20 protein-coding genes are annotated in these 16918 nt (G+C 29.1%); all 20 read right to left on the bottom strand.

Annotated elements, in window-relative coordinates:
- Positions 1-44 precede the first annotated feature (44 nt).
- On the bottom strand, positions 45-407 hold the full coding sequence (locus BN899_RS01345) for an Asp23/Gls24 family envelope stress response protein (protein WP_042271866.1): 363 nt from the start codon (positions 405-407) through the stop codon (positions 45-47).
- A gap of 140 nt (positions 408-547) precedes the next feature.
- Complete coding sequence (locus BN899_RS01340) at positions 548-1216, bottom strand: SpoIIIAH-like family protein (protein ID WP_042271863.1); 669 nt, start codon at positions 1214-1216, stop codon at positions 548-550.
- Positions 1217-1245: 29 nt separating this feature from the next.
- Entirely contained in the window at positions 1246-1791 is a 546-nt protein-coding gene (locus BN899_RS01335) for a stage III sporulation protein AG (protein WP_042271861.1), read from the bottom strand.
- Positions 1792-1805: 14 nt separating this feature from the next.
- Complete coding sequence (locus tag BN899_RS01330; protein WP_042271858.1) at positions 1806-2390, bottom strand: stage III sporulation protein AF; 585 nt, start codon at positions 2388-2390, stop codon at positions 1806-1808.
- Positions 2391-2402: 12 nt separating this feature from the next.
- Positions 2403-3587: a stage III sporulation protein AE gene (gene spoIIIAE / locus BN899_RS01325; RefSeq protein WP_042271854.1), complete on the bottom strand. Its 1185-nt coding sequence runs from the start codon at positions 3585-3587 to the stop codon at positions 2403-2405.
- A 14-nt stretch (positions 3588-3601) separates the two neighbouring features.
- A complete protein-coding gene (spoIIIAD, locus tag BN899_RS01320; protein WP_242824042.1) occupies positions 3602-3979 on the bottom strand; it encodes a stage III sporulation protein AD in 378 nt (125 codons plus the stop codon).
- Positions 3980-4003: 24 nt separating this feature from the next.
- Complete coding sequence (spoIIIAC, locus tag BN899_RS01315; RefSeq protein WP_042271848.1) at positions 4004-4201, bottom strand: stage III sporulation protein AC; 198 nt, start codon at positions 4199-4201, stop codon at positions 4004-4006.
- Positions 4202-4210: 9 nt separating this feature from the next.
- Entirely contained in the window at positions 4211-4732 is a 522-nt protein-coding gene (locus BN899_RS01310) for a stage III sporulation protein AB (RefSeq protein ID WP_042271846.1), read from the bottom strand.
- The gene (gene spoIIIAA / locus BN899_RS01305) at positions 4722-5690 is read right to left on the bottom strand and encodes a stage III sporulation protein AA (RefSeq protein WP_042271844.1); all 969 of its coding nucleotides are present in this window, start codon (positions 5688-5690) and stop codon (positions 4722-4724) included. The genes BN899_RS01310 and spoIIIAA overlap by 11 nt, the downstream gene beginning before the upstream one ends.
- Positions 5691-5816: 126 nt before the next feature.
- Positions 5817-6326 (bottom strand): PTS sugar transporter subunit IIA, encoded by a 510-nt coding sequence (locus tag BN899_RS01300; protein ID WP_081712125.1) that lies wholly within the window; start codon positions 6324-6326, stop codon positions 5817-5819.
- A gap of 16 nt (positions 6327-6342) precedes the next feature.
- Positions 6343-7323 (bottom strand): carbohydrate kinase family protein, encoded by a 981-nt coding sequence (locus BN899_RS01295; RefSeq protein WP_042271842.1) that lies wholly within the window; start codon positions 7321-7323, stop codon positions 6343-6345.
- The gene (locus BN899_RS01290) at positions 7316-8791 is read right to left on the bottom strand and encodes a glycoside hydrolase family 32 protein (protein WP_042271839.1); all 1476 of its coding nucleotides are present in this window, start codon (positions 8789-8791) and stop codon (positions 7316-7318) included. The genes BN899_RS01295 and BN899_RS01290 overlap by 8 nt, the downstream gene beginning before the upstream one ends.
- A 103-nt stretch (positions 8792-8894) precedes the next feature.
- Positions 8895-10277, bottom strand: coding sequence for a PTS transporter subunit EIIC (locus tag BN899_RS01285; RefSeq protein ID WP_052356486.1), 1383 nt, complete (start codon positions 10275-10277; stop codon positions 8895-8897).
- Positions 10278-10488: 211 nt separating this feature from the next.
- Complete coding sequence (locus BN899_RS01280) at positions 10489-11472, bottom strand: LacI family DNA-binding transcriptional regulator (protein ID WP_042271836.1); 984 nt, start codon at positions 11470-11472, stop codon at positions 10489-10491.
- A gap of 216 nt (positions 11473-11688) precedes the next feature.
- Positions 11689-12924: a beta-ketoacyl-ACP synthase II gene (gene fabF / locus BN899_RS01275; RefSeq protein ID WP_042271833.1), complete on the bottom strand. Its 1236-nt coding sequence runs from the start codon at positions 12922-12924 to the stop codon at positions 11689-11691.
- 15 nt (positions 12925-12939) lie between these two features.
- The gene (gene acpP, locus BN899_RS01270; protein ID WP_042271830.1) at positions 12940-13164 is read right to left on the bottom strand and encodes an acyl carrier protein; all 225 of its coding nucleotides are present in this window, start codon (positions 13162-13164) and stop codon (positions 12940-12942) included.
- Between the two features lie 85 nt (positions 13165-13249).
- Positions 13250-13999 carry a 3-oxoacyl-[acyl-carrier-protein] reductase gene (gene fabG, locus BN899_RS01265; RefSeq protein WP_042271827.1) on the bottom strand — a complete coding sequence of 250 codons (750 nt, stop codon included), beginning with the start codon at positions 13997-13999 and terminating at the stop codon, positions 13250-13252.
- Complete coding sequence (gene fabD, locus BN899_RS01260; RefSeq protein ID WP_042271825.1) at positions 13999-14949, bottom strand: ACP S-malonyltransferase; 951 nt, start codon at positions 14947-14949, stop codon at positions 13999-14001. The genes fabG and fabD overlap by 1 nt, the downstream gene beginning before the upstream one ends.
- Before the next feature lie 15 nt (positions 14950-14964).
- Complete coding sequence (gene fabK / locus BN899_RS01255; RefSeq protein WP_042271823.1) at positions 14965-15894, bottom strand: enoyl-[acyl-carrier-protein] reductase FabK; 930 nt, start codon at positions 15892-15894, stop codon at positions 14965-14967.
- Positions 15887-16891 carry a beta-ketoacyl-ACP synthase III gene (locus tag BN899_RS01250; protein WP_042271821.1) on the bottom strand — a complete coding sequence of 335 codons (1005 nt, stop codon included), beginning with the start codon at positions 16889-16891 and terminating at the stop codon, positions 15887-15889. Before BN899_RS01250 ends, fabK begins: the two co-directional genes overlap by 8 nt.
- Between the last annotated feature and the right edge of the window lie 27 nt (positions 16892-16918).

Here is a 16918-nt window from a genome sequence, read left to right as displayed (position 1 = left end):
ACATTAAGCAAGAAAAAACCCTCTGATTTTTCAGAGGGTATGTATTAACTTTTTTTGATCTGCTTAGCTTCTTCTTTCTCAGCCTTTTCTCTTTTAAAGCTGATTCCTTGAACATGTATATTCACTTGAGAAACTTTTAATCCTGTCATTGTTTCAACAGTATTAGCTACATTTTCTTGAATCTTAAAAGCTATGTCAGGTATAGATACACCATAGTCTATCATAACCATTACATCTAAGTTAACTTCCTCTTCTTCTATTTGTATTTTTACGCCATTATTTTTAAGTAATTTATCTGTGAATGTTGTATTCGTTTCTACGCCTTCAACCTCTAAAGCTGCAAGTCCTGCTATAGTAGCAATAACTTCGTTAGATATTTTCACTTGTCCAAAATTGTTATTTTCCATGATAAAGACTACCCCCTTATTTTAAGGAACTATTTTATAAGTATAATAATACCAAATACAAATGAACTTTGCAAGAAAATAACCTCAGTTATATTCTGAGGTTTATATATTTTCTTAAGATATTTGTGGTTATTTTATTTCTAATTTTGATTATTATTCATTAATTTTATATTTTCATATTTTACACTTGCTTGTTGTGCTACTAAGTCGAACACTTTAGCTGCATCTGCTTTTTCTAATTTTTCTTCATTTACAACAACGTTTACATTTTCATTGCTTATGTACACTAGTGCATCCTCAAATCCTTTAGCACTTAATAAATTTTCTATTTTTAATTCTGTTTCTTGATCTTTAACTAATTGAAGTTTCATTGATGAAGCTTCTTTTCTAGATTCTTCAGTTGTAGATGGGTTATTTATCATTTCATTTAAATCTTGAGTTAACTCATTTCTTTGTTTTTCTCTAGTCATTTTCATATCTAATATATATGTAGCTTTTTTCATATTTTTTTCTGATGTTAATTGGTTTTTTATTTCCTTACTAGTTTCTGTAGCTTTTTCATTTATTTTGTTAGTTTTACTATCTACCACTTCAACTTCTACATCTTCTTTACTTGCTTCTTTTTTAGCTTCTTTATTATTTTCATTATCTTCATTTTTTTTCATTTGAGCTTGTTCATATGCTTTCATCTCTTTAGATGTCTCAAGTACAGACTTTTGGCTTAACTTATAATTAACTGTTCCTACTACAACTAGCATTGCTGCTAAACTCACTACTACAAATCCTCTTCCCTTATAATTAAATTTCATTTTTATCCCCCCAAGTTTAATATAATTATTTAGTATGTTACTTCTATTTGATGACCTGATACTTGTAATGCTGTTTGTGCTACACTATAAATAGTTTCTTTAATCTTTGGATCACTAGCTCCACTTGATACTATTACAACTCCTTTTATTTTAGCTTCATTGGTTTTTAATACTACAGGATTATTTGAACTAGATGTTATCATTGTTTTATTTTCATTAGATGTTGTTACTGTTCTTTCCCCACCTTTTGCATCTGTTTCTTGTGTTTTTTCTGTACTTGAATTAGAGTTAAATGCCGGTTGAATCTCCTCACTAGATTCAAATGTTATCATTACATGAACATCTCCAACTCCCTCTATTTTTGATAGTATATTTTTTAACTTTGATTCTATAGCGTCATGTTCATTTTCCTTGGATACTTCTGTCTGCTTATCAGCTTTAGCATTTTTTTCTTCTTCACCTTTTTTATCATTAGAAAAGCTTGGCAATACTATAAGCGCTATTGCACATATAACCCCTAAAGATAATAGTGAGTATATCTTTTTCTTATCTTTTTCATTTAAGTTTTTAAACATTCACCCAACCCCTATTAATCAATTTCTATAGTTTCAATTGATACATCAAGTATTTTTACTAGATCTTTTTTTAACTTATTTTCATTTAGATCAAGTTCATGCTCCTTATCTTTTGGTGCATCCTTATCTTTAAATACTTGTTTAGATTTTTCTTTTTCATTAGATTGTATGTCCTCATTTTTACTTTTATTACTATTATTTTTTTCTTTTACTTTAATATTTCCTATTTCTGACCCGTTAAATTCTATATCATCAAGCTCATAACCATATTCATCTAATTTAAGTTTTAATACATCTTTTAATCCATTTTCATATCCTTTTGATAAGCTATTGTTGCCTGTTTTATCAGCCAATGTATTTATACTATCTACGTATTCTTTATTATAGTGGCTCATAGATTGCAATATTTTATCTTCTAAGCTAATATCCTTTGAAAAGAAGCCTATTATCGGAGTTAGTACAATAAACACAAATATAAAATTAAGTACTAAGTTTATATATGGCTTTATTTTAGATTCAGGCAAAATCATATTTACTATATTTACTATAAATGCTCCTATTAAAATAGTTATAATCCACATTTTTATGTTATCTATCATATAGCCCCTCCTCTATCCTTGAGCTACTACACTTATTGAAGTTAATACTGCTACTGTTACAAAAAACATTATTGTTATAGCTATTATACATGCAAGCATTATTACCATTAAGTTTGCAACTTCATTTAAAAAACTTGATATACCTTCTTCTCCTATAGGTTCTACTACTATTGCAGAAACCTTATATACAACTATTATTGATAATATTTTTATTACAGGTACTAAGCAAATACCAACTAATAAAACAAGCCCTAATCCACCAAATACACCTTTTATAAGTTGAGATGAAGATAATAATATATCAACTGAGTCTGATACAAATCCACCTACAACTGGTATAAAATTTCCTATAGCATATTTAGCTGTCTTTACTGTAAAGTTATCAATGTTTGTTACATATAAACCTTGCATGGATACAAGCCCTAAATATATGGTAAACATTGCTCCTAAAGACACTAGGTTTATTTGTTTTATAAATGATGATAGTTTTTTTAGTTTAATATTTTTAGATAAGTTATTTACGACTAAAATTGCAAAAGCAACTGCAATTGACACGAATAAAAAGTTTTTAAATACAACATTTATAAATGTTACTCCACCTATAAATATTGGATTTAATACTGTCGATGTGATTGGAAATCCAATTAATACTAATAGTGTTATTAGCACTGGCATTATGACTTGCATAAGTCCAACAGTTGAATCTATGGTGTTATTACATATTTCAAGTACATCTTTAAATCCTATTAATGTAAGTGAAACCATTGTGATAAATACTATGTATGTAGTTATCTGACTCACTGCCCCTGATGAGAAAGAATTATCCAGACTTTTTAAAACTGATGATAATAATGCTAAAACTAAAATTATTGTTGCTACCTTTATGCTAGACTTAACTTCGTCAAATATCATTAACTTGATTCCTTCTTTGTTAAATAAGTCCAACATTGTTTTATCTCCACTGACAAGCTCTTTTATAAATGTTTTTAGGCTTACATTTTCTAAAGCTGTAGATTCTTTTATATAACCTTGTATTTCATCTAAATTTATTTTTTCTAGCTGCCCATCAATATATTTATCTATACTTTTTTTAGTCTCACCATAGTTTTCTTCCCCCTTATCATTTGCAAAGCAAATCATAAAAGATCCAAATACTAAAAATATGACTAATACCATGCTCGAAAATATTTTTTTCATAAGTAACCATTCTCCTATGGGATAATATTTAGTACCATTTCTACAATTGATAAAAGTATGGGAAATGACATTGTCATAACTATTATTTTCCCTCCAAACTCTAGTTTAGAGGCAATATTTCCTTCCCCACAATCTTTGCAAAGTTGTATGGCAAACTCCATAAGATATGCTATCCCAATTAATTTTATTATTAAAGATATGTACATAGTAGGAATATTGGCTCTCTGTGCCAAATCTTGTATACTTTCTACTATAAAATTAAGCTTAAATATTACTGATAATAATATTGTTATTCCTGTAAGTATTGCTATAAACATTGCTATTTCTGGTCTGTCCTTTTTTATTACTAAACAGAGTGTTGTTGATATTATTGCAATCCCTACTAATTGCATAACTTCCAAGATATCTCCTCCTCTTTAGTAAAGTTGAAACATTGTCTTAACTGCATTAAATAAATTACCTATCTCTCCTAGTACCATACTTAATACAATTATTACTCCCGCTAATGTTGTAAATGATGCCCAATCTTTTCTATCTGTTTTTTCTAAAAGCATATTAAGGACTGATATTAATAAACCAATTCCTGCAACCTTTATTATTAAAGATATATCCATAGCTCCCTCCTATATTAAAATTATTCCTATTATTAATCCTATTACGGTAGATAATTTTCGATAGACTGTACCTTTTTTTTCTACATCTTCTTTAGTCTCTTTAGTTAAGTCCTTGAAGTTTTCAATAGATAAATCTATCATCCTTGTTTGAGATTCTATATCACTTTGTCCTAGAGTAAGTATAAGTTTTTTTAATTCATCAACCTCCTTATTCTGTAGGTAAGTCTCTTTTATTAAAATTCCTATATTGTCATTTAAAATCTCATCTAATACTTTGCTTTGATTATTATGTAGTTCATATTCCATAGTCTTAAAAAATTTTGATGTGCAATACTCTGTTTTCTCCCCAATTCTTTTAAATATTTCCTCTAATGTATATAACCCAAAAGATAAATCCATTCTTATTATCTCTAATATTCTTATGAGGTCATTTAGCTGTTTATGCCTATTTGTATAAGCTTTATAAATATGTTCTCCTATTAAATAACTGCATCCAACTAAAACGCCTATAATAATTATTTTAATTTGCAAAATACCATCTCTTTTCTTCTAAATCATATATTTTTTCTATGGTTCCTGGACCCCTTTTAGCCGATAATATGATTACTTTTGTAAATAGTTCTTTATCTAATAAACAACTTAGCTCTTTTCTACTTTTGATATCTTCTATAGAATCTCCATGGACTGTAGTAATTAAGCTTACTCCTCCATTTAGAGCAGTATATAAAGCCTTTATTTCATCCATATTTCCTATTTCATCTGTTACTATAAGATTTGGAGACATTGATCTAAGTAGCATAGTAATGCCTAAATCTTTTGGACAGGTTTCTATTATATCGGTTCTAATACCTATATCCATCTGAGGTTGTCCTAGGTATGACCCTGATATTTCATTACGCTCATCTATTAATGCTACCTTTATTCCTTTAAAACCATAATTTTCATTTCCGTTACTTAAATTTCTTACTATATCTCTAACTAAAGTTGTTTTACCACATTGAGGTGGTGATATTATCAGCGTATTATTTACTTGATTTTCTCCCCTTATAATATGAGATAAAATTTTATCTGAACACCCAATTACTTCTCTAGAAACCCTTATATTAAGTGAAGATATATGTTTTATATTTTTAACTTGTCCATCTTCAACTATTGCTTTTCCTACTAGTCCTACTCTATGACCTCCTCTAAGTGTTATAAATCCTTTCTTAATATCATCCATAAAAGAATGGATTGAGTATTTACATATTATTTGAAATGTTTGTTCTACATCTTCTTTACTTACTATATATGGGTTGTCCATATTTAAATCTAACTTATTTGAATTTAGATTATAGAAGTAGTCTTTATTATTTGCATTTACTATTAATGGCTTATTAGACCTAAGTCTAATTTCTTCTATGCTTACATTATCATTTGAAATATTTTTTATTTTTTCTCTTAAGTTCATTGAAAGTGAGTTTATTATCTCATCACAAAGTTTTTTCATACCTTGTCCTCCTCTCTTGTTTGTTTATATAATTCTATTTATAAACTCATAAAAATATTACAAAAATAAAATAAAAAATACCCCTTAGAGAATATTTCATCTTTAAGAGGTATTTTTTATCTTATATTACTTGCATATTTCTATTCTATTTTCTTCTAAGACACTAACTTTACCTGTAACTACTTTAATTGATTCATTTTCCTTTAAGTTAGTAAATATAACTGGACTTATATCTGACTTAGCATTATTTTTTATAAAATCAACATCCATTTGTATTAATTTATCTCCAGCTTTTACTTTATCTCCAGCTTTTACAAAAGTTGTAAAACCTTCACCTTTTAAATTTACAGTATCTATTCCAAGATGAATTAACATTTCCATTCCATCATTACTTTTTAAACCTATAGCATGCTTGGTTTCAAATACCATTTCAACACTTCCATTTATAGGAGATACTATATTTCCATCACTAGATTTTACAGCAAATCCATCTCCCATCATTTTTTGTGAAAAAACTTCATCTGGTACTACAGATATATCTAATATTTCCCCATTAGTAGGCGATACGATTCCTTTGTTTTTTACTGATGCTATATCTTCTTGCTTTGATTTTTTAAACATATCAAAAAATCCCATAATCTTATTCTCCTCTTTATGCTAGTTTAATATTTTTAAATTCTTCGATAGTACACATAGCAGCAATAGCCCCTTTTTTAGTTGTAGTGTCTGCTGCATACTTATTACTAAATAATAACATATCTTTTATTTTTTCGTCACTTATATTTTCTATTTCATCTAATTCAATATTATTTTCACCTAATTGATATAAAAATGATCCTATAAAAGAATCTCCAGCACCTGTTGTATCTATAGCATTAACATTAATTCCTTCTTTTTCAACAACTTTCATTATATTATCCTTTTTAGTGATAAAACACGCACCTTCTGGTCCTTTTGTGTATATTATTATCTTTATATTTCCAACAAACAGGCTTTCTAAGGCTAATTTTTCATCTTTTATACCTGTTATAAATTCTAATTCCTCATCAGATATTTTTAATATATTTGAAAGTGGTAAAAATTCTTTTATTACATCTTTACAATCTTGTGGGTTGTTCCAAAGTGGTAACCTTACATTAGGATCAAAACTTATAATAGCATTATTTTTAACTGCATATTCTATAGCTTTTTTATGAGCATATTTCATAGGTGACTCTACTAAATCTACTGAACAAAAATGTAGAATTTTACAATCTTCAAACCAACTTTCTTTTATTTCATCTTTACTAAGTAACATATCTGCACTTGGATTTCTATAGAATGAAAAATCCCTATTTCCATCTTCTTTTAATGATACAAATGCAAGCCCTGTATTTGCTTTGTTAGTTCTAAGTAAATATTCTGTATTTACATTTGCATCGTTTAAAATATCTATTATATGGTCTCCAAATGAATCATTTCCAAGTTGAGATATAAAATAAGCATCACCCGATAGCTTAGCTATAGCTGCTGCTACATTTGCAGGTGCACCTCCTGCAACCCTCTCAAACCCATCTACTTCTTTAAGCATACAACCCTTTTTATTGGGTATAAAATCTATTAATGCCTCTCCTATAGTAATTATTTTATACATATCTATATTCTCCAAGTTCATATAAATTTATTTTTGCATTATCTAAGTTTCCTTTTAACACTATTTTATCTTTATTATTTTTTGGATAAACACGTGTTGTAAATACTTCTTCTCCACCATTTACAAATATTTCAAGAGATGATGTATCACTAAAAATTTGTAATCGACTTAATTCATTTAAATCCACAGCTCTACATCCTCTACCATAACCACTATTTCCTAAAGTTAATTTTATCAATTTCTTATATTTATTGAATGTTATTTTACAATCTTCCTTTAGCTCTAATTCAAAGTTATTTACTGCATTATTAAACTCTATATCTAATTCGAAAACTTCAGCTTTTAACTCATCATATATACTAATATTATTTAATCTTTTCGTTATTTGATTTTTTCTCAACTCTTTTAATTCTTCAATTGGCTTTTGGTATATCTTATTATCTACAAGCTCTAGTACTCTAGGAATTGTAAGTGCATGTTGCCATCCTAATTCAACTGTAGGATTTGTATAATAATCATCATCTATATCAGGTAACCCCATCCATCCAATTAGTATATTTCTGTTTTTTTCATCTAAAAATGTTTGTGGTGCATAAAAATCAAATCCTCTATCTAATTCTGTAAATTCTTTAAAATCATATTTTCCATCATTTAAATTCATATTTCCTAAGAAATATCCACTTTGATATATATTATTGTACTTATACCCGTTTTTTTCTATTCCTTGTGGAGATATGCATAAAATTGTTTTTGTATTTTTACTAACTTTGTCAGTTAGTTCAAACATATCTGGACATTCCCACATATATCCAAATTTTTCATCACTAGTTATTATATTTATAAAACTCCAATCTTCAAGATTTGAGCTTTTATATAAAAGTACGCATCCTTTGTCGTTTTTATCTCTTGCACCTAATACCATATAGTAATTATTGTCTTTTTTAAATACTTTAGGATCTCTAACATGACATGTCATATTTTCAGGGTAATCAATATTTTTAAATATTAACTTTTTATTAGTAAAGTTTATTCCATCATTACTTTTAAACATTATTGTATTATGTTGCCTACCTTTATTTATATAATCAAAATCTCCAACTTCTTTAACATTTCCCGTGTAATAAAAATACATTTGATTATTTTCAACAAAAGCAGAACCTGAATAAACACCGTGACAATCATTTAAGTTATCTGGGTAAACTTGAGCCCCCATATCATTCCAATTAATCAAATCCTTTGATTTATATTGCCCCCAGAATTTTAATCCACCCTTAGCATCAAATGGTGAATATTGATAGAAAATATGGTACTCTCCATTGAATTGACATAATCCATTAGGATCATTTAACCAACCAATTGGTGGCATTAAGTGATATTTCAATCTAAATTCATCATCATTTACCTTATCTTTTTCTACTTCTTTATACATATCTATAAGCTTAGAAAATTCTCTTTTTAAAATACTCATCCTCTATCTCCTTGTATTTTTAAAAATTCGCCAGGTTACCTATATTTTAATTTCATCTTAAATATAAGTAACTAGCGAATTATTGTAATCTAAATTTATAAAACTAATCTTCTTTAATACCTAATATCATTGTTAATCCAAATGAAACTCCAAGCGCTATAGCAAACATTATTATATATTGTAGTGGAGCATGTAGAGTAAGAAGTATTCCAAATATTCCTGTTACCCCTGTTCCTGTAGCTCCAAGACCAACAATTGCAGCATATAAGGCTGCTACAGCTGCACCAATAGAAGCTGCTATAAATGGTTTAACAAATCTTAAGTTAACACCAAATATCGCTGGTTCTGTTATACCTAAAAGAGCACTTATACCCGCCGGAAGAGCTAATGCTTTTGTATTTTTATTTTTTGATTTAAGTGCAACTGCAAGTGCAGCTCCACCTTGCGCTATATTTGCAGCAGATGCTATTGGTAAAAAATATGTCATTCCAAATTGTGATATTTGACCAAAGTCTATTATTGTGTACATATGATGTATTCCACCGACAACTGTAGTACTATATATACCACCCATTAAGAATCCGCCTATTCCATAAGGTATTTGTATTAGTTTCTGAACTCCATCTATTAAAGTATTTTCCAGACCTACAAATATAGGTCCTATTATTGTTAATGTTAAATATCCCGTTATAAAGACTGTTAATAATGGAGTTAAGAATAAATCTAACATTGCCGGAACAATTTTATGAAGTTTATTTTCTATAAAACTCATTAAGTAAACTGCTATCATTATAGGGATTACATGACCTTGATATCCAACTAATGGAATCTCATATAATCCACCCCATACACTTAACGTAGATTTATAACCTTCTGTTGCAACAGTCCAAGCATTTTGCAAATCTGGATGAATCATAATCATTGCAATTACCGCACCTAAGTATACGTTTCCACCAAATACCTTAGCTGAACTATACCCTATAAGGATTGGTAAAAATACATATGCTGCGTTACTAAATAACTTTAGCATTACAAAGAATGAATTATTCATATCTATATTTACATATCCATTTGCTGATATAAAACTTAAAGCTTCTGTAAGCCCCATCATTAAACCACATGAAACTATAGCTGGTAATATAGGTACAAATATATCTCCTAAAGTTCTTATTAACCTTTGAAATGGATTTGATTTTTTAATTGCTGCTTTTTTTACTTCATCTTTAGTAGAAATTTTTATATCTGCAATTTTTGAAAATTCTTCATAAACCTTATTCACAATACCAGTACCAAATATTATTTGAAGTTGACCTGCTGTTATAAATACACCTTTTACTCCTTCAATATTTTGTATTGCTGATTTATCAATTAATTCTTCATTTTTTAAAACTATACGTAGCCTTGTAGCACAATGAGCTGCTGAGTCTATATTGCTATTATTGCCTATGTTACTTAAAATTTCTTTTGCTACATTTTTATAATTCATACGCTTTCTCCTTTATATACTTTATTATGCTTTCATTTTTTAAGGTATCGTTCCCATACGTTCTGTATGAAACCGTTCCCTTTTTTATTAAATTATATATTTTTTTTTATAATTTGTAAACATTTTCTTATGTTATAAAAAATACTTTAACATAAAAATAGTCTATATAAATTAATAAAGTTTTTACCTCATCTATTTATATAGACTATTTTTATAATTTAACACTTTCTCTGATTTTAAGTTCATAGCCTAACTTAATATTATTTATGTTATTTTTAGCACTTATCATATCTAAAATCATTTTAGCACTTTCTACTCCACTTTGTTCATAGTGGTAGTTAATAGTTGTGAGTCTTGGAGATATTATATTTGAAATTTTAGAATCACCTATTGAACATACACTTATATCATATGGGATATTTATATTATTTTCTTTTAAGTATTCCATAGCTCCTAATGCGATGTTATACGTTGCACAAAATATAGCATCTATACCTTTATTATTTTCAATTAATTCTTTTGCATTTTTATATCCTGATTCTTGAGAAAACTCCCCAATTTTTATTAGATTTTTATTTATTTTTAAATTATTATTTTTTAAACAATCTTTATATCCTAATTCTCTATTTAACCCTGCTGATATATCATCTTTAGTTACACCTATGTATGAAATTTTTCTATGACCTTTTTTAATTAAATATTTTGTCATATCATATGCTGATTCATAATCACTATGATATACACATGGATATCCATCTACATTTTGACCTACTATAACAATAGGTATCTTCATATCCTTTATGATATCTAAATGCTTTTTAGTAATTATTGTTGCTACAAATATTACTCCATCAACATTTTTATTTTTAAATATCTGTAAATACTCTATTTCTTTTTCTATATTTAAATCTGTATTTCCAAGTATTATATTATATCCACTATTAGAAGTTTCTTCACTTATACCACTAACTACTTTACCTATAGTTTCAGAACTTATTTTAGGCAGTATAACACCTATTAAATTTGTTTTTTTAGTTCTTAAAGTTTTTGCATGACTTGATGGAATAAATCCTGTCTCATCAATAACCGTTTGAATTTTACTTCTATTTTCTTCACTTACATATCCATTATTTAAAAATCTTGATACAGTGGATTTAGATACACCTGCAAGTTTAGCTATATCAATAATATTCATATATTTTCTCCTAAATATTTTTATAGTAATAGGAAATTATATTCATTTTAAATTTATTAATAAGTATAATTTTCGTATATGTGCTTCAAAAAAGCCGTCATTTACAATAATTTATAAAAGGCTTTTTTATAAATTAAAGTTTATATTATTTTTTATATTATGTCCATAGTATTTAAAAAGTCGTACTGATATTATACAGTACGACTTTTTATAAGCTTAATATTTTTTAAATACTAAAGTTGCATTATGCCCACCAAATCCTAGAGAGTTTGACATTGCATATCTAACTTCTTTTTCTCTTCCTTTGTCTAATACATAATCTAAATCAAGTTCTTCATCTACATTTTGAACGTTTATCGTAGGAGGTACAAAACTATCATTTATACTCATTGCACATATAACAGCCTCAACTGCTCCTGCTGCTCCTAATAGATGTCCCGTCATAGATTTTGTTGATGAAACACATATATCATATGACTTATCTTTGAATATATTTTTTATAGCTTGAGTTTCAAGTCTATCGTTGTAAGGAGTTGACGTACCATGAGCATTTATATAATCAACTTCATCTAATGGAACATTTCCATCTTGTAACGCCATTTGCATAGCACGAGTTGCTCCTTCTCCACCTTCTGCTGGTGTAGTCATATGATAAGCATCTGCTGTTAATCCATACCCAACAACTTCTGCGTATATTTTAGCGTTTCTTTTTATAGCATGATCTAATTCTTCTAGTATAAGTATTCCTGCACCTTCACCCATTACAAATCCATCTCTGTCTTTGTCAAATGGTCTTGATGAAGTTTTAGGGTCATCGTTTCTAGTAGACATAGCCTTCATATTACAGAACCCTGAAAATGCAAGAGCTGTTACTGGCGCTTCACTTCCTCCAGCTACCATAATATCAGCATCCCCTCTTTGAATAAGCTTAAAAGCATCTCCTATTGAGTGAGTTCCTGATGCACATGCTGTACATACGTTAGTATTTGGCCCTTTAGCTCCTAAGTATATAGAAACTTGACCTGCTGCCATATTTCCTATCATCATAGGAACAAAGAATGGACTTACTCTTTTATTACCTTTATTTAAAAGAATCTTATGTTGTTCTTCTATAGTTTCAACTCCACCTATACCAGAACCTATTATAACTCCCATACGATTTCTTTCTACTTTATCTAAATCAAGCTTTGAATCTTCTACTGCCATTTTTGCAGATGCTATGGCAAACTGAGTAAATCTATCTAATCTTCTAAGTTCTTTTTTATTTATATATTCTTCTCCATTGAAATCTTTAACTTCACCTGCAACTTGTGTTTGAAAAGTACTAGCATCAAATCTAGTTACTGTATCAATTCCACATACTCCAGATTTTATATTATTCCAAAATGTTTCTTTTCCATTTCCTACAGGTGTAATACATCCAAGACCTGTTATTACAACTCTCTTTTTCATAGAGAATACCTCCAACTATTTATTAGCTTCTATAAATTTAACTATATCTCCTATAGATTGGAATTTTTCTGCTTCTGTATCTGGTATTTCAACATCAAATTCATCTTCAAGTGCCATTATTATTTCTACTGCATCTAATGAATCTGCTTCTAAATCCTTCATTAAAGAAGTTTCCATAGTTATTTCTTTATCCTCAACACTTAATTGCTCTCTTATTATTTCTACAACCTTATTAAACATATTTTTTCCTCCTGAAATTTAAATTAATTTTATTTTTGAAATTTTCAATTATTTAACTTTAAAACTTGTTTATAAATTTTATCTATTATTGCATTACCATTCCACCATCTACATTTATAACTTGGCCAGTAACATAATTTGACATATCACTAGCTAAAAATGCTACAACATTAGCAACATCTTCAGGCTTTCCAAATGTATTTTTAGGAATGTTATTTAACATATTTTGTTTTAAATCATCACTTAGTATTTTTGTCATATCTGTATCTATAAATCCTGGTGCCACTGCATTTATATTTATATTTCTTGATGCTAATTCTCTAGCCGTTGATTTAGTAAAACCTATTACACCAGCTTTTGAAGCGCAGTAATTTGCTTGACCAGCATTTCCTATAACTCCTACTACAGAAGCCATATTTATTATTTTTCCATACTTTCTTTTCATCATAGGCTTAGTAACTGCTTTAGTACAGTTAAATACACCTTTTAAATTTATTTCTATAACCTTATCAAAATCATCTTCTTTCATTCTCATAAGTAATCCATCTTTAGTTATACCAGCATTATTGACTAATATATCTACTTGCCCAAATTCCTTTATAGCCTTCTCTACCATGCCATTAACTTCTTCAGATTTAGAAACATCACACTTAGCTGTTATACACTTCACTCCTAAAGCTTCTATTTCTTCTTTAGTTTTTAGGGCTTCTTCTTCTTTCGAAGTATAGTTTATTAATAAATCAGCTCCAAATGTAGCTAATTTTTTAGCAACTTCTTTTCCTATACCTCTTGAGCCCCCAGTAACTATAGCCACTTGCCCTTTTAAATTTATCATTATATCTCTCCATTCCTGCAAATTTGTATAAATTCATTTAAAGATTCTACACCATCTACATTATAAATGTTTACATTAGCGCCCTTACTAGAAGATATTTTTTTTATGAAAGCTTTTAATGTTTTTCCTGGCCCTATTTCTATGAAAGTATCATAACCTTCATCTAATAATTTTTCTATTGAATCTTCCCAAAGTACTGAAGAACTAACTTGCTTTATAAGTAAATCCTTACCTTCATCTTCATAGTAATCTGCATTTACATTAGAAAGTACAGATACTTTAGGTTTCATAATATTAACTTTATCTAATTCTTTAGATAATTTTTTTCCAGCTTCTTTTAACATTGATGAATGGAATGGTCCACTAACATTTAGCTTAACTGCTCTTTTTGCACCATTTTCCTTAAACCTTACAATAGCCTCATCTATTTTATCAAATTCTCCTGATATAACTATTTGGCCTGGAGAGTTATAATTTGCAACTTCAACAATTCCATTATCTATACTCTTTATAACATCTTCTACCTTACTTCTATCTAAGCCAAGTATTGCAGCCATAGCACCTTGCCCCTTTGGAACTGTGTCTTGCATATATCTTCCTCTTTTTTTAACCAAAGATACGGCATCTTTAAAGTCAATAGCATCGGCTGCAACTAATGCACTATATTCTCCTAAAGATAATCCTAAGCACGCATCATAATTTAAATCTACTTCTTCTTTTATAGCTTCTAAAACAGCTATACTGTGAGCTACTATTGCAGGCTGAGTATTTTCTGTTTTTGATAGTTCTTCATCACTACCTTCAAACATAATATTTTTTAAATCCATATCAAGAACACTACAAGCATCATCTATTATACTTTTAGCTTTGCTATTTTTTTCATATATATCTTTTGCCATTCCTACATACTGAGCACCTTGACCTGGAAATACTAATGCTATTTTTCCCATAGCTTACCTCCTAGTTTATAGATTGATGTTTGGCATAATATTTCTTGCCTCGTTAACCATACTATCAATAATTTCTTTACAAGGCCTTACATCTTTTATTATGGATGCTATTTGACCTGCCATAAAAGAACCATTATGTACATCGCCTTCTTTTGTAGCTACCCTTAAAGAACCTATACCTTTTTTATCTATCTCTTGTGAATCAACACCTTGTTTTTCCATATTTAAAATTTCTTTAGCTAACTTATTTTTTAGAGCTCTGACTGGATGTCCTGTACTTCTACCTGTTACAATAGCATCTCTATCTCTTGACTTTAATACCATATTTTTATAATTTTCATGTACACTACATTCATCACTGCATATAAATCTAGTTCCAACCTGTACTCCACTAGCTCCTAGTGCAAAAGCCGCAGCAATACCTCTTCCATCAGCTATTCCTCCAGCTGCTATTACAGGTATTTTAACAGAGTCTGCAACTTGAGGAGTCAATACCATTGTAGTTAACTCTCCTATATGACCACCAGCTTCTGTTCCTTCTACTATTACAGCATCTGCTCCTAGTTTTTCCATTCTTTGAGCAAGTGCTATACTTGGAACTACAGGTATTATCTTTGTTCCTATTTCTTTTAACGAATCTATATATTTTGCAGGATTTCCTGCTCCTGTAGTTATTACAGGTACTTTTTCTTCTATTATCAATTCTATTATTTCATCTACAAACGGAGATAGTAACATAACATTAACCCCAAATGGTTTATCAGTTAACTCTCTACATTTACGTATTTCTTCTTTTATAACTTCTTTAGGAGCATTACCTCCTGCTATAAGTCCTAAGCCTCCTGCATTTGAAACTGCACTTGCTAAATAAGCATCTGCAACCCAAGCCATCCCACCTTGAATTATAGGATATTCTATATTTAATAACTCACAAACTTTATTCATTATTTCCTCCTTGTATACTCCAATTAATTACTGAAGCTCCCCAAGTTAAACCACCACCGAAGCCTACTAAAACAACATTATCACCTTTTTTTATTTTACCTTGTCTATAAGCTTCATCCATTGCTACAGGAACTGATGCAGCAGACATATTTCCATATTTATCTAAATTCACAAAAACTTTATCTTTATCTAATTTTAATTTTTTAGCAGATGCATCTATTATTCTAGTGTTTGCCTGATGCGGTATAAGGCAATCTATATCTTCAGTAGTTAAATTTGCCATTTCAAGAGCCTTCAGGGATGCTTCTCCCATTATTCTCACTGCAAACTTATAAACGCTGTTTCCAGCCATTTTTATACTGTGTAATTTATTATCTATAGTGTCTTGAGCTGCTGGAAGTTTTGAACCTCCAGCTGGTATATTTAAGGCGTCTGCTCCGCTTCCATCAGATCCTAGATACGTAGATAATATTCCTCCACACTCAACATTTCCTATTACTACAGCTCCTGCTCCATCCCCAAATAATATAGATGTAGTTCTATCACTATAATCTAAAAATCTAGAAAGAGTTTCAGCACCTATTACTAAAACATTTTTATACATTTTAGTGTCAACAAATTGCTTAGCTATAGTCATTCCATATAAGAACCCTGAGCATGCTACTGATATATCAAATGCAGCTGCATTACTTGCTCCTATATTTTCTTGTACTAAACATGCAGTTGAAGGAAAAATCATATCAGGAGTTGCAGTCGCTACAATTATTAAGTCTATATCCTTAGGAGTTAAATTTGCACATTCAATTGCCTTTAGTGCTGCTTTTGTAGATAAGTCTGAAGTTGCTTCATTTTCGCTTGCATGTCTTCTTTCACTTATTCCAGTTCTTGTTTTTATCCATTCGTCCGATGTATCCATTATCTTTTCAAAATAGAAGTTGTCAATAATAGTTTCTGGAACATAACTTCCAACTCCTAAAATACCAGCTTTTTTGTTCATATTTAATTTAAACCTCCAAGATGAGTT

The sequence above is a fragment of the Faecalimicrobium dakarense genome, assembly GCF_000499525.1.
Taxonomy (GTDB): Bacteria; Bacillota; Clostridia; order Peptostreptococcales; family Peptostreptococcaceae; genus Faecalimicrobium; species Faecalimicrobium dakarense.
This window is presented reverse-complemented; position numbering and strand designations above follow the sequence as displayed.

Coding starts and splice junctions, on each gene's coding strand:
- BN899_RS01345 (WP_042271866.1), bottom strand. CDS start 407: ATGGAAAATAACAATTTTGGACAAGTGAAAATATCTAACGAAGTTATT.
- BN899_RS01340 (WP_042271863.1), bottom strand. CDS start 1,216: ATGAAATTTAATTATAAGGGAAGAGGATTTGTAGTAGTGAGTTTAGCA.
- BN899_RS01335 (WP_042271861.1), bottom strand. CDS start 1,791: ATGTTTAAAAACTTAAATGAAAAAGATAAGAAAAAGATATACTCACTA.
- BN899_RS01330 (WP_042271858.1), bottom strand. CDS start 2,390: ATGATAGATAACATAAAAATGTGGATTATAACTATTTTAATAGGAGCA.
- spoIIIAE (WP_042271854.1), bottom strand. CDS start 3,587: ATGAAAAAAATATTTTCGAGCATGGTATTAGTCATATTTTTAGTATTT.
- spoIIIAD (WP_242824042.1), bottom strand. CDS start 3,979: ATGCAATTAGTAGGGATTGCAATAATATCAACAACACTCTGTTTAGTA.
- spoIIIAC (WP_042271848.1), bottom strand. CDS start 4,201: ATGGATATATCTTTAATAATAAAGGTTGCAGGAATTGGTTTATTAATA.
- spoIIIAA (WP_042271844.1), bottom strand. CDS start 5,690: ATGAAAAAACTTTGTGATGAGATAATAAACTCACTTTCAATGAACTTA.
- BN899_RS01300 (WP_081712125.1), bottom strand. CDS start 6,326: ATGGGATTTTTTGATATGTTTAAAAAATCAAAGCAAGAAGATATAGCA.
- BN899_RS01295 (WP_042271842.1), bottom strand. CDS start 7,323: ATGTATAAAATAATTACTATAGGAGAGGCATTAATAGATTTTATACCC.
- BN899_RS01290 (WP_042271839.1), bottom strand. CDS start 8,791: ATGAGTATTTTAAAAAGAGAATTTTCTAAGCTTATAGATATGTATAAA.
- BN899_RS01285 (WP_052356486.1), bottom strand. CDS start 10,277: ATGAATTATAAAAATGTAGCAAAAGAAATTTTAAGTAACATAGGCAAT.
- BN899_RS01280 (WP_042271836.1), bottom strand. CDS start 11,472: ATGAATATTATTGATATAGCTAAACTTGCAGGTGTATCTAAATCCACT.
- fabF (WP_042271833.1), bottom strand. CDS start 12,924: ATGAAAAAGAGAGTTGTAATAACAGGTCTTGGATGTATTACACCTGTA.
- acpP (WP_042271830.1), bottom strand. CDS start 13,164: ATGTTTAATAAGGTTGTAGAAATAATAAGAGAGCAATTAAGTGTTGAG.
- fabG (WP_042271827.1), bottom strand. CDS start 13,999: ATGATAAATTTAAAAGGGCAAGTGGCTATAGTTACTGGGGGCTCAAGA.
- fabD (WP_042271825.1), bottom strand. CDS start 14,949: ATGGGAAAAATAGCATTAGTATTTCCAGGTCAAGGTGCTCAGTATGTA.
- fabK (WP_042271823.1), bottom strand. CDS start 15,894: ATGAATAAAGTTTGTGAGTTATTAAATATAGAATATCCTATAATTCAA.
- BN899_RS01250 (WP_042271821.1), bottom strand. CDS start 16,891: ATGAACAAAAAAGCTGGTATTTTAGGAGTTGGAAGTTATGTTCCAGAA.